This is a genomic window from Flavobacterium pectinovorum (assembly GCF_006438875.1).
Classification (GTDB): domain Bacteria; phylum Bacteroidota; class Bacteroidia; order Flavobacteriales; family Flavobacteriaceae; genus Flavobacterium; species Flavobacterium pectinovorum_A.
Map to the genome: position 1 here is coordinate 1 of NZ_RCZH01000026.1, position 16,904 is coordinate 16,904.

The 16,904-nt window shown below is 34.9% G+C and carries 9 protein-coding genes and 1 pseudogene; 1 reads left to right on the forward strand and 9 read right to left on the reverse strand.

Annotated elements, in window-relative coordinates; genetic code table 11:
• The 6 genes and pseudogenes from EAH81_RS25470 to rpsF all read right to left on the reverse strand — a co-directional run.
• Positions 1–6,616 (reverse strand): annotated as a pseudogene (locus EAH81_RS25470) (hypothetical protein); the annotation flags it as partial.
• Positions 6,617–7,878: 1,262 nt separating this feature from the next.
• Positions 7,879–8,352, reverse strand: coding sequence for a DUF6495 family protein (locus EAH81_RS25475; RefSeq protein ID WP_099711810.1), 474 nt, complete (start codon positions 8,350–8,352; stop codon positions 7,879–7,881).
• A gap of 108 nt (positions 8,353–8,460) precedes the next feature.
• A complete protein-coding gene (locus EAH81_RS25480) occupies positions 8,461–11,631 on the reverse strand; it encodes a carboxypeptidase regulatory-like domain-containing protein (RefSeq protein ID WP_140511809.1) in 3,171 nt (1,056 codons plus the stop codon).
• Between the two features lie 101 nt (positions 11,632–11,732).
• Entirely contained in the window at positions 11,733–12,173 is a 441-nt protein-coding gene (gene rplI / locus EAH81_RS25485; protein WP_140511810.1) for a 50S ribosomal protein L9, read from the reverse strand.
• Between the two features lie 66 nt (positions 12,174–12,239).
• Positions 12,240–12,536 (reverse strand): 30S ribosomal protein S18, encoded by a 297-nt coding sequence (rpsR, locus tag EAH81_RS25490; RefSeq protein WP_002987043.1) that lies wholly within the window; start codon positions 12,534–12,536, stop codon positions 12,240–12,242.
• Between the two features lie 5 nt (positions 12,537–12,541).
• Positions 12,542–12,883, reverse strand: coding sequence for a 30S ribosomal protein S6 (gene rpsF / locus EAH81_RS25495; protein WP_007810575.1), 342 nt, complete (start codon positions 12,881–12,883; stop codon positions 12,542–12,544).
• 177 nt (positions 12,884–13,060) lie between these two features.
• On the opposite strand from rpsF, the gene EAH81_RS25500 reads away from it, so the two are divergent.
• Positions 13,061–13,759, forward strand: coding sequence for a LytR/AlgR family response regulator transcription factor (locus EAH81_RS25500; RefSeq protein WP_026729423.1), 699 nt, complete (start codon positions 13,061–13,063; stop codon positions 13,757–13,759).
• Position 13,760: 1 nt separating this feature from the next.
• Here the strand turns inward: EAH81_RS25500 and priA are convergent, their stop codons facing one another.
• From priA to EAH81_RS25515, 3 genes are read right to left on the reverse strand one after another with little or no spacing between them, the layout of a single operon-like run.
• Positions 13,761–16,211, reverse strand: coding sequence for a primosomal protein N' (gene priA, locus EAH81_RS25505; RefSeq protein ID WP_140511811.1), 2,451 nt, complete (start codon positions 16,209–16,211; stop codon positions 13,761–13,763).
• Between the two features lie 33 nt (positions 16,212–16,244).
• Positions 16,245–16,583, reverse strand: a complete 339-nt coding sequence (locus tag EAH81_RS25510; RefSeq protein ID WP_140511812.1) for a DUF86 domain-containing protein — start codon at positions 16,581–16,583, stop codon at positions 16,245–16,247.
• On the reverse strand, positions 16,576–16,875 hold the full coding sequence (locus tag EAH81_RS25515; RefSeq protein WP_140511813.1) for a nucleotidyltransferase family protein: 300 nt from the start codon (positions 16,873–16,875) through the stop codon (positions 16,576–16,578). The genes EAH81_RS25510 and EAH81_RS25515 overlap by 8 nt, the downstream gene beginning before the upstream one ends.
• Positions 16,876–16,904: the final 29 nt, after the last annotated feature.

Sequence of the window (16,904 nt, forward strand, 5' to 3'; positions counted from 1 at the left end):
TCTCACAAGTTGTTGTCGGATCTTTAATCGCGGCATAATAAGTGCCTGTTGTTAATGCTGTTGTTTTTGGAATTAAGTTTCCTCCGGTTAAAGCATCGTACCAAACAATGTTTGCTGCAACTGCTGGACTTACGTCGATTGTTGCAAATGTTGGAGCATTAATCAAACAGAAAGCCTGAGTTGTTTTAGTGATTACTGGTGTTCCAGGATCTGTTACGATGATGTTGATTGCCAATCTAACTTTGCTTTCGCAAGTTGTTGTTGGATCTTTAATCGCTGCGTAATAAGTTCCTGTTGTTAATGCTGTTGTTTTTGGAATTAAATTTCCTCCGGTTAAAGCATCATACCAAACAATATTTGCGGCAACGGCTGGACTTACGTCGATTGTTGCTAATGTTGGTGCATTTACTAAACAAAAATCCTGAGTTGTTTTAGTGATTACTGGTGTTCCAGGATCGGTTACAGTTACAGTTACTAATAATCGAACTGAACTCTCACAACTTGTAGCAGGATCTTTTATCGCTGCATAATAAGGTCCATTTGCTAAGGCAGCTGTAGTTGCCAATGCTGTTCCTCCTGATGAAACATTGTACCAAACGACATTTGCCTCATTTACCTGAAGATTTGCAACTGTTGGATTAGTTATTAAACAGAAATCCTGAGTTGTATCATTAGTAGTTGGTGTAGCTGGATCATTAACAATTACTGTAGCAGTTTTAAGTTCTCCATTTTTATTCTGACATGTATTATCGCTTTTAACAGCTACATAATAAGTAATAGGACTCATCGCAGTTGTTAATCCTGAAGCTGTTAAAACTCCTGTACCGCTAATTGTATAGGTTACCCCGCCAATTACCCCATTTGTGACAGGCTGCGTTTTATTAGCATCCAAATACCAAAAGAATACTGGATTTGTTAACAAACTTGTTGGTGTTAACACTGCATCTGTATCATGACAAATAGTAGTATTAGCTACCGAAATATCTGTTGGAAGTGAAGTAGGTAAAATTGTGAATGTTACTAATTTTCTATCTGCTACTGCAGTTTCACAAAATTCATTTGAACTAACTCCTACATAATAAGTATATGTTCCGGGAACTAATCCTGTCAATACTAATTTAGAAGTTGTTTCGCCAGCGACAGCCACACTTGTTGTACCATCAAATTTATACCAGTGATATATAGGATTAGTAAGTACAGGCAAAGCGTTTAAAACCGCATCTAGTGTTACTTTTCCGTCTTCGGCACAAATTATAGTACCATTTCCTCCGTTTATTGTCACACTTGCTATTGCAGTTGCAGGAGTTGTTGCTCGCACTACTACAGTAACTTCACCTCTTTCTAAGGCTGGACAACCGTAACGAATTGGTTGAATATAATATTTATACGTACCGGCAGCCAATGTTGCAGGAAGTGTATAAGTTTGCCCGGTCGCTACCTGATTTCCTCCTGTTGGAGAATCATACCACGCATAATCTGCACAAGGTTTTACCGGAACCTCGAGCGTAATAGCTGTTGCGGGACAGACTGTTATACTATTATTTGGATCGCCGCCAATAACTTTGGTATTCGTTACACGGTCGATTGTATGAACTCTAAGCTGATCTAAAACACTTGCAACTCCTCCAAAAGTAATGACAACTTTGTCATAAGGCTGAGTTTGTGGTGCAACGATTGTCACTGCCATTGTATCTCCTGAAAGTAATTTTAAAGTCAATAAACTGCTCGTATTTTGTATTGGCGCACCAACAGCAATATTTCCTGAATAAAGCTGAATTGTGAATCCAGTAAGCAGATTAAGATTTAAAAGTGTTCCCGGTTTTGATATTGTAATTCTTAAACTATCGCCAACCATAGATGGTGTTCTAAATTTAGCTGTAAGTTCAGCAGCAGCAAGTACTCCTACTCCGCTAAACATTGTTGCATAAGTAGCAACATCTCCATCGGCAACATTAAAAGCATTAGAAACACCAACAGTAGTTGTTAATGCTCCAACTCCTAAATCTCTTACTCCGTAGAAAATATCTTCAATATCACCTTTTCCACAAGCAATCTGAGTTACTTGTTTACTATAGTGAGCATCATAAACATTGATATTTTGTGCAAGACTAAGAAGAGATCCTAATTGTACTCGAATACCATCATAATCCTGAGGACCTGAAGTATTAGAAGGAACAAAAGTATATTCAAATGAATTTTGACCCGGCAATAAGTTCAATAATGATCCTGATGCTGATTGCAAAGTTCCTATATCAATAGGATTGTTAGATCCATCGCGTTTAGTCCCCACTACAGAAATGCTTTGTCCAACTGCAACTGCACTATTGGCTAAGCCTAATTTTACTGTTACAGGAGTACCTTTAGCAATAGTTGTTGGCCATTGTAAATTTTGCCATGTAGTTCCAATTCCCAAAAGACCTACACCAGTAGTTATTGTAGAAAATGTACTTGGATCACCATCCGCACCCAAAGGTCCGTTTGTAACACTTCCTGTAATAATTGAACCAGATAATTGAGTAGTAGCGTATACTCTTTCTAATAATGCATCACAAGCTGCCGGATCAAGAACACTAATGGTTACCGTCTGGCTAGTTGTACAAGTTCCGCTACTTGCAATTACAGTATAAGTATAAACACCTACAGTATTAAGGATTCCTGTATTATTAGATGGTAAAGCATTCCCTTGGGGATCATACCAGGTAATTGTACCATTGGATGTTGCTGCTAATGCAACTGAAGATCCTTTTGTAATCGCTATAGAATTGGTTACACCCGTTAATGTTGGCAGTGGATTAACTGTTACTGCCACCGGTAATTTAACAGATGGACAATCAACACCTGTTGTTTGAGCCTGAATTGAATAAATTCCGTTAACGGTAATATTTGCCGCAGCTATATCTGTTATTGGATTATTTGAAGGATCAAAGAAGGTATAAGTTGTGTTTCCTGATGTATCAAAATTCGTGATAGCATCTTTTAGATTCGCTTTCGCACAACCAACTAACGTTGGTGTAACTGTTAAAGCAGAACCTGTTGGATAATTTACAACGACTGCTTTCAATGTTCCGTTTACGTTCTCGCAAGTACCTCCGTTAAGAACCGAAACATAATAAGTATAAGGAGCATTAGCAGCAATAAGTCCGCTAATAGTAAGAGCACCTGTTGTACCATCTTTAGCATAAGTTACTCCGGCTACAGTTCCTGTTGTAATCTCCGTTGTTTTATTTTGATCCGTATAATATTTAAATGTCGCTCCCGCTAAAGCAGATGTTGGAGCCAATACAATACCCCCGGCACAAGAAGCCGTCAAAGGAGTTGCTATTGTAATATCCGCCGCTGTTGGAATAGGCAATACATTAACCGTAACAGGTTGACGAACACTATTAATACATCCGCCACGAGTTGCCTCTAAATAATAAGTTGTAGTTGCAGTCAATGGAAGAGTTGGATTAACAGCCACTATACTACCTCCTGTTGGAGCATCATACCATGTAAATGTTTCTGTTCCTGTAGAAGATGCTGATAATGTAGCAGTTCCTCCGGCACAAACTGGTGCAGTCGCTCCGGTTATTGTAGCATTTGGATATCTATAAGAAGCGTCATAAACTCTTAAAGTAGTTAATAAACCAACTAATGCTCCCAATCTAATGTCAACTCTATCAAATGCAGCAGTTGCCGGATAACTAACCTTAAATTTATTTCCTGACAAAACTTGTAAATTCAATAGACTATTGTTTACTGCAAGCCTTCCAGGATTTGCAACCCCTCCGTTAGAAGTTCCTATACTTACAGATCCTAACAATGCTATATCAGCAAGTCCGCCAGGCAATTCTAGTTCGATATCAATAATATCTCCCGCCTGACCAGGTGTCGCAAAAGTTAATTCCTGTTGTATGTATGAGTTAAGAACTCCTGCGGTTATAGTTAAAGAAGAAAATGTATTTGCATTTCCGTCCACAGCGTTTGCCCCGTTAGTACCATTACATAAAACACATAATAAACCAGGGTCTACAGTTATTGCTTGTGTACTTGGTTGTAAACAACTACTAACCGCGCTGATTACCATCACATTAATTACAGCTCTTGAACTACTGACACAATCTGATGATAAATCCTTAGCCTCAACATAAAATGTTTTATTTGCAGTTAAGGCCGGGTTTGGAGTATAAGTACTACTAGCAGGTTCTAATAAATTTCCTCCCGTTGGAGCATCATACCATGCATATGAAAATCCAGGATTACTAGTAACTGCCAACATCACACTCTGACCTGACTGAATAATAACATTTGAGGATACCGGAACTGGTACGGCAGGTAATGGACTAACATTTACACTTACCGGAGTACGTGTTGCACTTACACAACTTCCAATAACAGCTTCAACATAATAAGTCACAGAAGCCGTTAAACTTGGTGTCGTATAAGAAGTACCAGTAGTCACTAAATTTCCGCCAGAAGCAGCATCATACCAATTATAGGTTGTCCCTGCAACAGGTGCCTGAATTGCTATGGAAGCTGTTGCTCCGCTACATACATTTGCAGGAGTTGGAACTACAGTTGCTGGTGCTAGAGGATTACTTACCGTAACAAGAACAGGATTTCTTTCGCTGTTCACACAACCATTGCGAGTAACTTCTACATAATAAGTTGTATTAGCGGTCAATACAGGAGTTGTATAAGCCGGTGTACTAACCAATAAGTTTCCACCAGTTAAGGAATCATACCATTTTATAGTTTCCCCTAAATTTGTAGCGGCTATTAACGTAGTAGTCGATCCACCACAAATTGCAATGTTACCGTTTATTACAGGAGCTTTGTATCTATAAGTTGCCTGATAAATATCTAAATTTGTTAAAGCAGTAACCAAACCGCCCAATCTAATTTCGACACGATCAAAATTTGCACCCGCAACGATACTGGCTCTAAAACGATTTCCGGATAATAATTGCAAAGTCACCAAAGCATTATTATTAGTAGAAACTCTATCATTATTATAAGTAGCTCCGTTGTAAGTTGCCAAACTAACAGCTCCTAATAATGAAAGATCGGCAATACCACCCGGCAAAGCCAATTCTACATCTACGATATCGCCTGCTCTTCCAGGATTATTAAATTGCAAAGTTTGCTGAATATATCCGTTTAATAATCCAACCGGAAGCGTAAGTCTCGCCGATGTATTAATATCTCCATCTACAGAATTATTTGGAGTTGTAGAAGAGCAAAGCAAACAAAGTCCGTTTTGATTTGTCTGCTGACTATTAGCTTCCAAACAGCCTCCTAATGCAACAGGTAAAACCGTTACAGTCACAGGAACTCTTGTAGCGCTAACGCAACCACCAATAGTATTGCGTGACTCAACATAATATGTTTTTGTCGCAGTTAAAATTGGAGTCGTGAAAGTATTAGAATCTCCTAATAATTTTACTCCGCCTGTAGGTACATCATACCAGTCTAACGCAACATTTGCCTCAGTTGTTGAGGCACTTAAATTTGCATTTTGTCCGGATAATATCGTTACACTTTGTGTCAATATTGTTGCGAGCGCCGGAACCGGAGTTGAAGTCACAGTAACCTGAGTACGTGCAGATTTACAGGTACCAATAGACGCTTCTACATAAAAATTAGTAACCCCTGTAGGAACAGTTGGCGTATAAGTAGTTCCAGCTGCTAATGCTGCACCATTTAATGGCACATTATACCAGGAATAAATTGTTCCCGGCACCGGACTTATAACTGATAATGTAGTTGCCTGAGTAGCTCCCGTCGAACAAATCGCTGTGCCGGTACTACTTATAGTTGGCGATACAGGATTGATAACATTTATAGTTACAGGTAATCTTTCACTACTTTCGCAACCCGCTACCCTAGAAGTACTTACATAATAAGTAGTTGTAGCTGTCAAGGCTGGTGTAGTAAATGTACCAACATTCGAAAGTGCCGTGGTAGATGTTGGAGAATCATACCAGGCAAGCGTTGTTCCTGCTGCTGCAGTAGCCGTAAGTACTAGAGATTGTCCAGAACAAACAGATTGTGTTTCTCCGCCAACAATAGTTGGTTTTGCAAATTGCAAACGAACATCATAAACTCTTAAATCTACTAATAGCGCTAAAAGTCCTCCAGATTGAATTTGAATCCGATCTGCATCTCCCGGTAATGTGTATTTTATTACCGCCGAATTAGTAGCAGATAATAATTGAAGATTCAGCAGCGGGTTATTCATCGCAACCGCGCCACCAACATTTGCTGCCCCATTTTTTGCCTGGATAGTTGCGTTTGATAACAAACTAACATCTAACAATCCATTTCCCTCACCAAAAGTTATCACTATTTGGTCCCCTGCTTTTGCAGTCTGATTAAAATGTAATGTTTCCTGAGCAAAACAAGCCAAACCGAGCGTGTTCGTTATTGATGCATAAGTCGTCGTACTCGAATCAAACGCATTGTTTGGATTCGTAACACTCATTCCTAAGCATAAAAGACCGCCCGTACTATTCGTCTGCGAGTCGGGTCTACAAAAAGTCTGTGCAAAGTTTTTATTGCAAAAAAGCAGTAAAAACAACAAACCAAATAATCTCTTCTTTACGATGAGATCATAGAAAGTAAATTTTTTTTTCATAATTTGGAAGATTAGAAAATGGACAATAAAATACCTGTTGCAATAAGCATATATGCTTACACAATTCAAAAAAAACGTTAAAACTCAATTAGTTAAACCACAACTTAAAGTCTTAATAAATAAGACAATAAATTAAATTTCATAAAAAAAAATATGTTATATTAAGTATACCAAAGTATACCAGAGAGCTATTTCTATTCACTTTGAACAGAAAATAACTCAAAAATTTTGAGGAATACTGATCCGAATCAGTCTTCCGGCGGAGTGATTTGTTGCAGGTTTAATTTTCATAAAAGAAAATTTGCATTTAGATAGAACAGAGGGATATTCTATTAAAATATATAGAGTGTGATTCAATATCTATAGAAAGCTGATTAGACTATCTACAAACTTTGTCTATTTAGAAAGAAATTCTAAAAATTGAATACGTTATTTTCATGTATAGTATTTTCGGATTTAAAGAAATATAAACACGAGAAGAGCTTTTCATTAACTAGAACACCTATTGGGTTTTGGAAATGAAAAACTAATGTAATAAAATACGTTTTGAAAAAAGCTTACTATGAAAGCAAAATCAAGTTTGGGAATAAACTTCATCTTATTCCAAAGAATAAAAAATAAAGCTAAAATAATATGGACAAATAATGCAAACTTGATGAAGAAAGTAATTGTCAATTCCATAAGCAGACTAATTAAATTATTAGTAATATTTTCAACTTTAAATTTTCTGGTAAAAACACAAAAATGTCAATTTGTTTAATTTTAAAAAAAGTAATCAAATAAATTCATTTTTAGATGTTTTTGAAAAAGTACAAAAAAAACATTTTGTTTAACTTTCCTATCCTAAAATTAGAAAAAATAAACTTACAAAAAAAGCGTAAAATTCTTATACTTTAAATTTTAACAAAAACACATATGGCTTAAAAACCGCTAAATACGAGAAAAATCAATAGTTTTAAGCCAATAAGCGCTGTTACATATATCACAAAAAAAATCAGAATTTTTCATAATATTTCAATCAAGTAAGTTAAAACTTACTTTTTAAAGAAGCTAATCAACTGAAAATGAAGTAAAAAAAGAGAAATGAAAAGTAAAACCTACATTTTTATATACAAATATAAATTCTTTAAACAATTCAAAAAAAACAGGTAGAAATACGGGGTAAAAAAAATAAAAAAGTATAAACAAACGTTAAAAAACTAAAAAAAGGTAAACAATTTAACATCAACCATTTACCTTTCTTTAAGAATAAATAACTAAAATTAAGATTCGATAATAGTATTAATTTGAGTAAATAATTGTCCGTCACTTAAAAATGCCCCTTGTTGAATCAATTCAAATATAGAAGCATTTCTATCCTCAGTGAATACTTTCTTTCCAACTTTCATTTCAATATTCTCCGTAAACATATTGTCACTTAACCATTGCAAGCCATCTTTAGTCAAAAAATCAGTTTCCGGAACTAATGATTTCAAAACGATTGACTGAACATGCTCTTCAAAACATTGAAACAAAAAGATATGATTTTTAGAGAAATGCTCTAAAAATTCAGCTCTTGACAAAACACCTTCCCAAATTAAATCTGAAAAAACATCTAACTCTTGTTCTGCAACCTCCGGTTTATTTAATTTAAGAGAATCCCATTCTGCCTTATCAATTGCCTGAGTAGCTAAAAAACTAGCAAATTCTGCGTGCAATTCATCAAATTGCTCTTTTGTTAATCTTGCGTATTTCATTGTTTATTTTTGTATTAAAACACCCTTAAAAGAGCTCATATAAAATTTTATTATCCATAAAAAAGCCCTCACAAATGCGAGGGCAAATTTATAACTTTTTTTGCTTTATTAAAAAATGTATCTGATACCAAATTGAGCTTGCCATCTTGACGTTAAACTCGCATCATAACTAAACGTTTTGGTTTGTGTGTTATTGAAGGTATAAGTCGGAGTGTTTCCAACAACCGTCACACCAATTGGCTGTACACTTGTTGGCACCTGAACAACTCCCCAATTTGAATTTATTAAATTTCCAAAATTCAAAACATCGATACTAAACTGAATCGTATTCTTTTTTTCTGATGCTGATGAAACCCTAAAATTATAATCCTGCATCAATTTAAGATCACATCTTCCTCTCCATGGCGATATAGCACCGTAACGATCCGCATATTGTCCTCTCCTGTTTTTCATATAATCATCCTGCGAAATAAATTTATCAAAAGCCGCACCTTGTCCCGGTGCGCTAAAAGTCATCAAAGCAATTTCTGCAGTTGTTGGTATATAAATTAAATCATTTACAGCAGAACCGTCTCCATTAATATCACCTCCGTAAGTATAATTAAAACGTCCACCCTGAGCATATTCAAAAAAAGCAGAAACAGTTGTTGCCCATTTGTCCCTTCCGTATTTCCATTTTTTAGATCCTACACCAATAAAACGATGATTATCACCATATTTAGAATTCGAAAGAACAGCATTATTTACATTTCCTAAAGCTGGATTAAAAGCAAAAGCATCACCCGTAATTTCAGCTTCAATAGAATTCACATCTTTAGATTTCAAATAATTATAAGCAACACTTGCATACAATCCATTTTCAAAATTCTTCTGCACTTTAACCGTAGCATTAAAAGCGCTTCCTTTATTCGAATTAGTCATTACATAAGCATTATTTGCTCCATGATCTGCTGCAACATAAATCGCTCTATTATCAACACCTGCCAATGTTCCCGTTGGAGGTTTTAATCCCCAGTTTTGAACCTGTACCGCATTAATATCTTTATTATAAGACAAATCAAGCGTCAAGATATAGTTACTCTTAAATCTGTGGTCAAAACCTAAACTGGATCTCCACACTTGTGGCCATTTATAATCCGGATCCATAATCTGCAAAAAGCTATCATCAGCTCCACTTACCTGATTTCCTAACCAGACAAAAGGAATTCGTCCCGTAAAAATTCCGGTTCCTCCACGAAGCTGAGAAGTTGCGTCACCATTTACATCCCAGTTGAAACCAACTCTGGGCGACCAAAGAATCTTATCACTTGGTAAATCTGTAGAAATCAATTTAACAGCCTTACCTGTTTGCGGATCATAATAATCAATATTATTATCTCGACCTGAACCACCATTATCAGTATCAATATATTTCTGAATCAAATCTGCAGTATTAAAATACAATGGTTTGTCAATTCTTAAACCAACAGATAATTTAAAATCATCATTTACGCTAAAATCATCCTGAGCGTAAAATGCCAATTGACCAACATTTAATTCAGCCAGTTTCCATCCACCGTCAGCTCCAACTTCAAACTGACTTTTAGTATTAAAAACATTTTGCGCATATTGAAGGTTTTGCGCAATGATACTTGTAGCATAAGGTTTTGCTGCATCGTCTAAGAAATCCTGTGTTGTAAAATAGGGCGTAAAAAAAGTTCCTTCATAACCATTTGGGTTACCAAAATTATCATAACCAGCCAGGTTAAACGAGTTTTTAAATCCGAATTTTTCAAAAGAAGACCCAAAAGTAAAAGCATGTTTACCAACTGTATAAGTAAGATTATCTGTAATTTGAATTACTTTTTGATCTAACGTATTATTGATCGAAAAAGGCTCATGACCAGCAATAATATAATTAGAACCTGCACCATCCTGTATATTAATAACTGGCGCCGGAACAGAAAATGGTACTCTATAATCATTAAAATGAGAATATCCTGCCTGTAACTTATTCGAAACGGTTTCGCTGAATTTTGAATTTAATTCGGCTAAAAATGAACTTAAGTTATTATTGATTTGATACCCTGAATTTTGAAATTGCAAAATCGAGGCATTTGGACCTCTGAAACCAAGAGCTGTTGGATGTGCCGTTTTATCTTTTGAAGCATCAAGAAAATTATAAATAACCGCCAGTTTGTGATTATCACTAATATTCCAATCGACTTTTATAATTCCTTTATTTGAATTTGATTCGTGTATAAATCCCTGATATGCGCCTGGGTCATACCCTAAACCTTTCAAGGCATTAGAAACCGCAATTAAATCAGATTCCATAACTCTCGATTCATTAATTCCGGTAACGCCATCATTATTATTAGCCACAAAATTAGATCCTAAATCACTTCTTCTGTCAATTTCAAAATTTCCAAAAATGAATAACTTGTCTTTTATAATTGGTGCACCCAAACTAAAACCTGCCTGAGTTTGTTCTAATGTTGGCACAAATATTTTTTCTCCTTTAATTTTACTTCCCGTTAAATCCTGATCTCTATAAAAAACATAGGCAGTACCATGAAACTCATTTGTTCCGGATTTTGTAACTGCGTTTACAGAAGCACCAGTAAAACCCGATAAAGTAACGTCGTAAGGAGCCGTTGCTACCTGAATTTGCTCAATTGCATCCAATGATATTGGCTGAGCACCAGTTTGCCCACCCGGAGTAGCGGCATCCAATCCAAAAGGATTATTAAAAACCGCGCCATTCAAAGAGTAATTATTATACTGATCGTTTCTTCCTCCAAAAGAACCGCCGCTTGCCGTTGGTTCTAAGCGGGTAAAATCTTCAGCAGATCTTGAAATTGTAGGCAATGCCGTTAATTCTCTTCTTCCAATTGTGGTTTCTGCTCCGGTTTTTCCGCTTTTAAAAATCTTGTCTTTAGAAACAATTTTAACTTCTTCAAGAGCCTGACTCGCATCTTGTAATTGAACAGCTAGATTAAAAGGTTTTCCCAAATCAAGATTGATATCAGTATACTCCTGATTTTGAAATCCTACGAAAGTTACCGTAATTTTATACGGACCTCCAATTCTCATATTCAAAATACTGAATCTTCCATCTTCATTTGAAACAGCTGAATATTTAGTTCCTGTTGGGGTATGAACGGCTAAGATAGAAGCACCCGGTAATAGTTCATTTGATGAACTCTTGACAATCCCCTTAATACTCGAAGTCGTTGTTTGCCCAGTAGCGACGGCTAGTGAGAAAAAACACACTAATAATGCAAAGATTTTTTTCATTTTACTGATTTTGAGTTAGTTGGTTAAACTCAAAAATAGGCAAAAAAAAACCACTCCTAAGAGTGGTTTTTATATTTTATTAACAAGAAGTTAACAAAATGTTATTTTTCAGCGATAATCTCGTATGGTAATTCAACGATAACATCTCTGTGTAAACGGATGTTAGCAGTATATTTTCCTGTACGTTTTACGATACCACTAGTGATGAATTTTCTATCAATAGCGTTACCCGATTTTGCTAAAGCATCAGCAATGTCGATGTTTGTGATAGAACCAAAAAGTTTCTCTCCACCAGCTTTTGCGCTAAGTTTAATTTCAAGAGCTTTAATAGTTTCAGCTATTGCTCTTGCATCAGCAACAACTTTAGCTTCTTTGTGTGCTCTTTGTTTTAGGTTTTCAGCTAATACTTTCTTTGCAGAAGGAGTAGCCAATTGCGCGAATCCCTGAGGAATTAAAAAGTTACGTCCGTAACCAGCTTTAACTGATACTACGTCATCTTTAAAACCTAAGTTTTGTACGTCTTGTTTTAAGATAAGTTCCATGTTGTTGTCCTTTATTTGAGAAGTTAGGTTCCATCTTACCGGAAACCAACAACTATTCTTTTAATATTATTTTAATAAATCGGCCACGTATGGCATTAAAGCTAAGTGACGAGCTCTTTTTACAGCTACAGAAACTTTTCTTTGGTATTTTAATGAAGTTCCAGTTAAACGACGAGGAAGAATTTTTCCTTGCTCATTAACGAATTTCAATAAGAAATCAGCATCTTTATAATCGATATATTTGATTCCTGATTTTTTGAAACGACAGTACTTTTTAGTTTTGTTAGTTTCAATGTTTAAAGGCGTTAAATATCTGATATCTCCGTCTTTTTTTCCTTTTGCAGATTGCTCTATTGTAGACATAATAATTAAGCTTTAGTAGATTTTAATTTGGCTCTTCTTCTTTCAGCCCATGAAATAGCATGTTTATCTAAACTTACAGTTAAGAAACGCATAACTCTTTCGTCACGTCTAAATTCAGTTTCAAAAGCAATTAGAACTTCTCCAGCTACTTTGAATTCGAATAAGTGATAAAAACCACTTTTTTTGTTTTGGATTTCGTAAGCCATTTTTTTCAGACCCCAATCCTCTTTAGATACCATTTCAGCTCCTCTACTAGTAAGAAATTCTTCAAATTTCGTTACTGTTTCCTTCACCTGAACCTCAGATAAAACGGGATTTAAAATGAAAACAGTTTCATAATGATTCATAAATACAATATTTATTTGTTAAAATTGGGTGCAAAAGTAACCATTTAATTTATATATACAACACTTTTTTAGTTTTATTCGTCGTAATGCAAAAAATACACGCTCACTCTAGTTTTTTTTACAAAAAAATAATACATTTACTACTGCTATCCTGAATTTATTCTAAATTTAAATGTTATGAAACTAAACTGTGTTGTTGTAGATGATAGTTCTATACAGAGGACAATTATTGCAAAATTAGTTAATAATCACCCAGGTTTGCACTTAATCGGGGATTTTTCTAATGCAATAGAAGCAAAAAGTTGTATCTCTCTAAATAATATCGATTTAATATTCCTTGATATCGAAATGCCTGTTATCAATGGTTTTGACTTCCTTGACGGACTAAAATCAAAACCTCAAATTATATTCATTACTTCTAAAGCCGAATATGCTTTAAAAGCTTTTGACTATGATGCTACTGATTATCTGCAAAAACCTATTGCCGTCGATCGATTTAATGCTTCTGTAAAAAGAGCAATAGATATGCATTTACTTAAAAAAGAAGTAAAAGAAGAAGAAGGCGAGCATATATTCATCAAGAGTAACCTTAAAAAACTTAAAATTTTCACCGCAAAAATCAAATGGATTGAAGCTTTTGGAGATTATGTAAGAGTGGTTACAGAAGACGATAGCAATTTGGTACTTTCAACTATGAAATCTTTTGAAAATGATCTTTCAAAAGACAAGTTTATCCGCGTACACAAATCCTATATTATCAATATAGATAAAGTAGAACGCTTTAACAGTAAATTTGCAGAAATTGGTATTACAAAAATTCCGCTTAGCCGAAACAAAAAAGAAGATTTAGTAAAAGCATTGTCAACATCATCTTAATTTAATAAAAATCGACGTTAGCAATTACCTTTATAGCTCTGTATTGCGCAACAGCCTCAAAACTATTCAACATTTTCTGAATAGTTTTTTTTGTGCTTGCTAATGGTAGATTTTGTGGAATCTTAATCAGAATCGTCCTGATGTATTCATTTCTGATTCTGCTAATTGCAGGTTCTTCAGGTCCCAAAACCGGGATGCCTAAATTCTGACTCAAAACCTGATACAGCCACATTGAACCTTCTTTTAATTTTTCAAATTCACGATGTTTCAAAGTCAGTTTTATGATCCTGAAGTAAGGCGGATATTTATAGATTTGTCGGTCATACAATTGCTCCTTATACATACCCATATAATTATGAGTGGTAACTTGCTGAATTGTATTGTGATTTGGATTATAAGTCTGAATCACCACTTTTCCTTGTTTCTCTGATCTTCCGGCTCTTCCCGCAACCTGAGTCATCATCTGAAAACTACGTTCAAAAGCTCTAAAATCAGGATGATGCAGCATATTATCTGCATTCATGATTCCAACCAAACTTACATTATCAAAATCCAAACCTTTGGCAAGCATTTGTGTCCCAACCAAAATATCAATTTCACGGTTTTTAAAAGAATCAATTATTTTTTCAAAACCATACTTTCCACGAGTTGTATCCTGATCCATTCTTCCGGTTTTAGCTTTCGGAAAAAGAGAAACCAATTCTTGCTCAATTTGTTCCGTTCCAAAGCCTTTTGTAGTCAAATCTATACTGGAGCAACTGTGACAATGCGTAGGTTTTGCAATCGAATAACCACAATAATGACAACGCAATTGATTTTTATGTTTATGAAAAGTCAAACTCACATCACATTGCTGACAATGCGGAACATGTCCGCAAGTCATACATTCGATTATTGGCGAATATCCTCTCCTGTTTTGAAACAAAATCACTTGTTCGCCTAAAGACAAAGCTTCGGTAATTTCTTCAATTAAAACATCGCTAAAATGTCCTGTCATTCTTTTTCTAAATTGCTTGTCTTTCAAATCAACCAAAAGAATTTCAGGCATTTTTACATTATTATAACGCTCCGTAAGCGATACTAAACCGTATTTATCTGTTTGCGTATTAAAATATGTTTCAATACTTGGCGTTGCAGATCCTAAAAGGACTTTTGCGCTATGAAAATTAGCCAAAACAATTGCAGCATCACGAGCATGATAACGTGGCGCCGGATCCGATTGCTTAAAAGTTTGTTCGTGTTCTTCATCAACTATCAATAATCCTAAATTATTGAATGGCAAAAACAAAGCCGACCTCGCTCCTATTACAATTTTAGCCTTCTCTGAATTTTCAAGCGTTTGTTTCCAAACTTCTACCCTTTCATTGTTACTGTATTTCGAATGAAAAACCGCTACTTTGTCCCCAAAATGAAGTCGCAAACGCGAAACTAATTGTGTCGTTAACGCAATTTCAGGCAACAGATACAAAACCTGCTTTCCGGTCGCTAAATATTCTTCAATTAGCTTTATATAAATTTCTGTTTTTCCGCTTGAGGTAACACCGTGAAGCAAACAAACTTCTTTTTCTAAAAAATTATTTTTAATTGCCGTAAAAGCATTCTCCTGAGCTTCACTTAACAACAATTGTTTATCCGAAGTTTCACCTTCAAAGGAAACGCGATCATGCTGCAGAAGATATTCTTCAAAAATTTCTTTATCAATCAAAGCTTTTACCGTCGCCGAAGTTGAATTAGAAACCTCAACTAGTTTTTTTACCGTAATAGGTTTCTTCTCAGAAGCCATAGTTTGAAAATAAGCCAAAACAATTTCTTTTTGTTTATTGGCACTTTTCAATATTTCTAATAATTCTCCCAGACCATTATCCGATTCGTATTTCGCGTGCAATTTTACATACCGAACTAACTTAGGTTTATAACCTTCTTTTATTTCTTCTTCTAAAACAATAATGTTTTTCGCAATCATTTTTTGAAGAGTCGGGAGAATATTTTTTTTATTTAAAATCGAAATAATCTCCTGAACTTTAAGAGAACTCTGTTGTTGCAAGGCTTCATAAACCAAAAATTCTTCATCAGAAAGTTCGTTTTCGTTCACCACAATATCAGCTTTATGCGAAATAATCGTTTCACTTTCCAACAATAATCCACTCGGGAAAGCACCACGATACACATCGCCAATTCCGCACATATAATAGTTCGCCACCCAAAGCCAATGTTTAATTTGGATTTCAGTCGCAATAGGTTTTTCGTCAAGTATTTGATGGATTTCTTTAGCATCATACAAACTCGGCTCATTCTGATGAACATCAAGCACCAATGCAGTATATATTTTACTTTTACCAAAAGGCACCGAAACCCGCATTCCTTTTTTAATGAAATGAAATTCGGCCTCAGAAATACGATAAGTAAAGGTTTTCGCTAAGGAAAGTGGTAAAACGACTTCGACAAAAAACATGGAAATATTTTATAAGATTTGAATAATTTGAAATTATTCTGAAAGCATTTTTTCTACTTCAGCTTTAAGAATTGGAAGTTGCTTAATAACAATTCCCCAAATGACATCATCAGATACAGAGTCGTAACCGTGAATTATTCTATTTCTTACAGCCACAATTTTTCTGGAATCTGAAATTTGAATTTCGTTATTTTCTTTTAAAATTCTATTCATTGCCTCACCAATAATTTCTATATTCCGCTCCACAGCACGCTTAGTACGCAGGTCTTTTTGATAATTTTGAAATTGCATGGATTGATTAACAAAATAACTCTCAATTTCATTTATAGAACTCAAAATATCAAACAACCAGGTTTTAATATTATTATCCATAAATTAATTGTCTTTGTTTATCGAGATTTTGTTTGAAATAAGGATTCTTAATTGCTTTTTCTTCCAATAAATCAACTGGACGTTTTAAAATATCTTCTAATGAAAATTTAAGATCAAAATAATTATCAGCGTAATCCAAAACATCAAAAGATTGAAAATCAACAACCAAGTCAACATCACTTTTATCACTAAAATCTTCTGTAAGTACTGATCCAAAGGCATACAAAGCCTTAACCTTGTGACTTTCGCAAAGTTTAGAAATATCCGATAAATGATGTTCTAAAAAATTCATTAATCTGTAATTTTATTTCAAATATAAGC

Excerpts from the sequence above, each read along its gene's own strand:
- rplI (WP_140511810.1), bottom strand. The coding sequence starts at position 12,173 with ATGGAACTTATCTTAAAACAAGACGTACAAAACTTAGGTTTTAAAGAT.
- EAH81_RS25515 (WP_140511813.1), bottom strand. The coding sequence starts at position 16,875 with ATGAATTTTTTAGAACATCATTTATCGGATATTTCTAAACTTTGCGAA.
- rpsF (WP_007810575.1), bottom strand. The coding sequence starts at position 12,883 with ATGAATCATTATGAAACTGTTTTCATTTTAAATCCCGTTTTATCTGAG.
- rpsR (WP_002987043.1), bottom strand. The coding sequence starts at position 12,536 with ATGTCTACAATAGAGCAATCTGCAAAAGGAAAAAAAGACGGAGATATC.
- EAH81_RS25480 (WP_140511809.1), bottom strand. The coding sequence starts at position 11,631 with ATGAAAAAAATCTTTGCATTATTAGTGTGTTTTTTCTCACTAGCCGTC.
- EAH81_RS25510 (WP_140511812.1), bottom strand. The coding sequence starts at position 16,583 with ATGGATAATAATATTAAAACCTGGTTGTTTGATATTTTGAGTTCTATA.
- EAH81_RS25475 (WP_099711810.1), bottom strand. The coding sequence starts at position 8,352 with ATGAAATACGCAAGATTAACAAAAGAGCAATTTGATGAATTGCACGCA.
- EAH81_RS25500 (WP_026729423.1), top strand. The coding sequence starts at position 13,061 with ATGAAACTAAACTGTGTTGTTGTAGATGATAGTTCTATACAGAGGACA.
- priA (WP_140511811.1), bottom strand. The coding sequence starts at position 16,211 with ATGTTTTTTGTCGAAGTCGTTTTACCACTTTCCTTAGCGAAAACCTTT.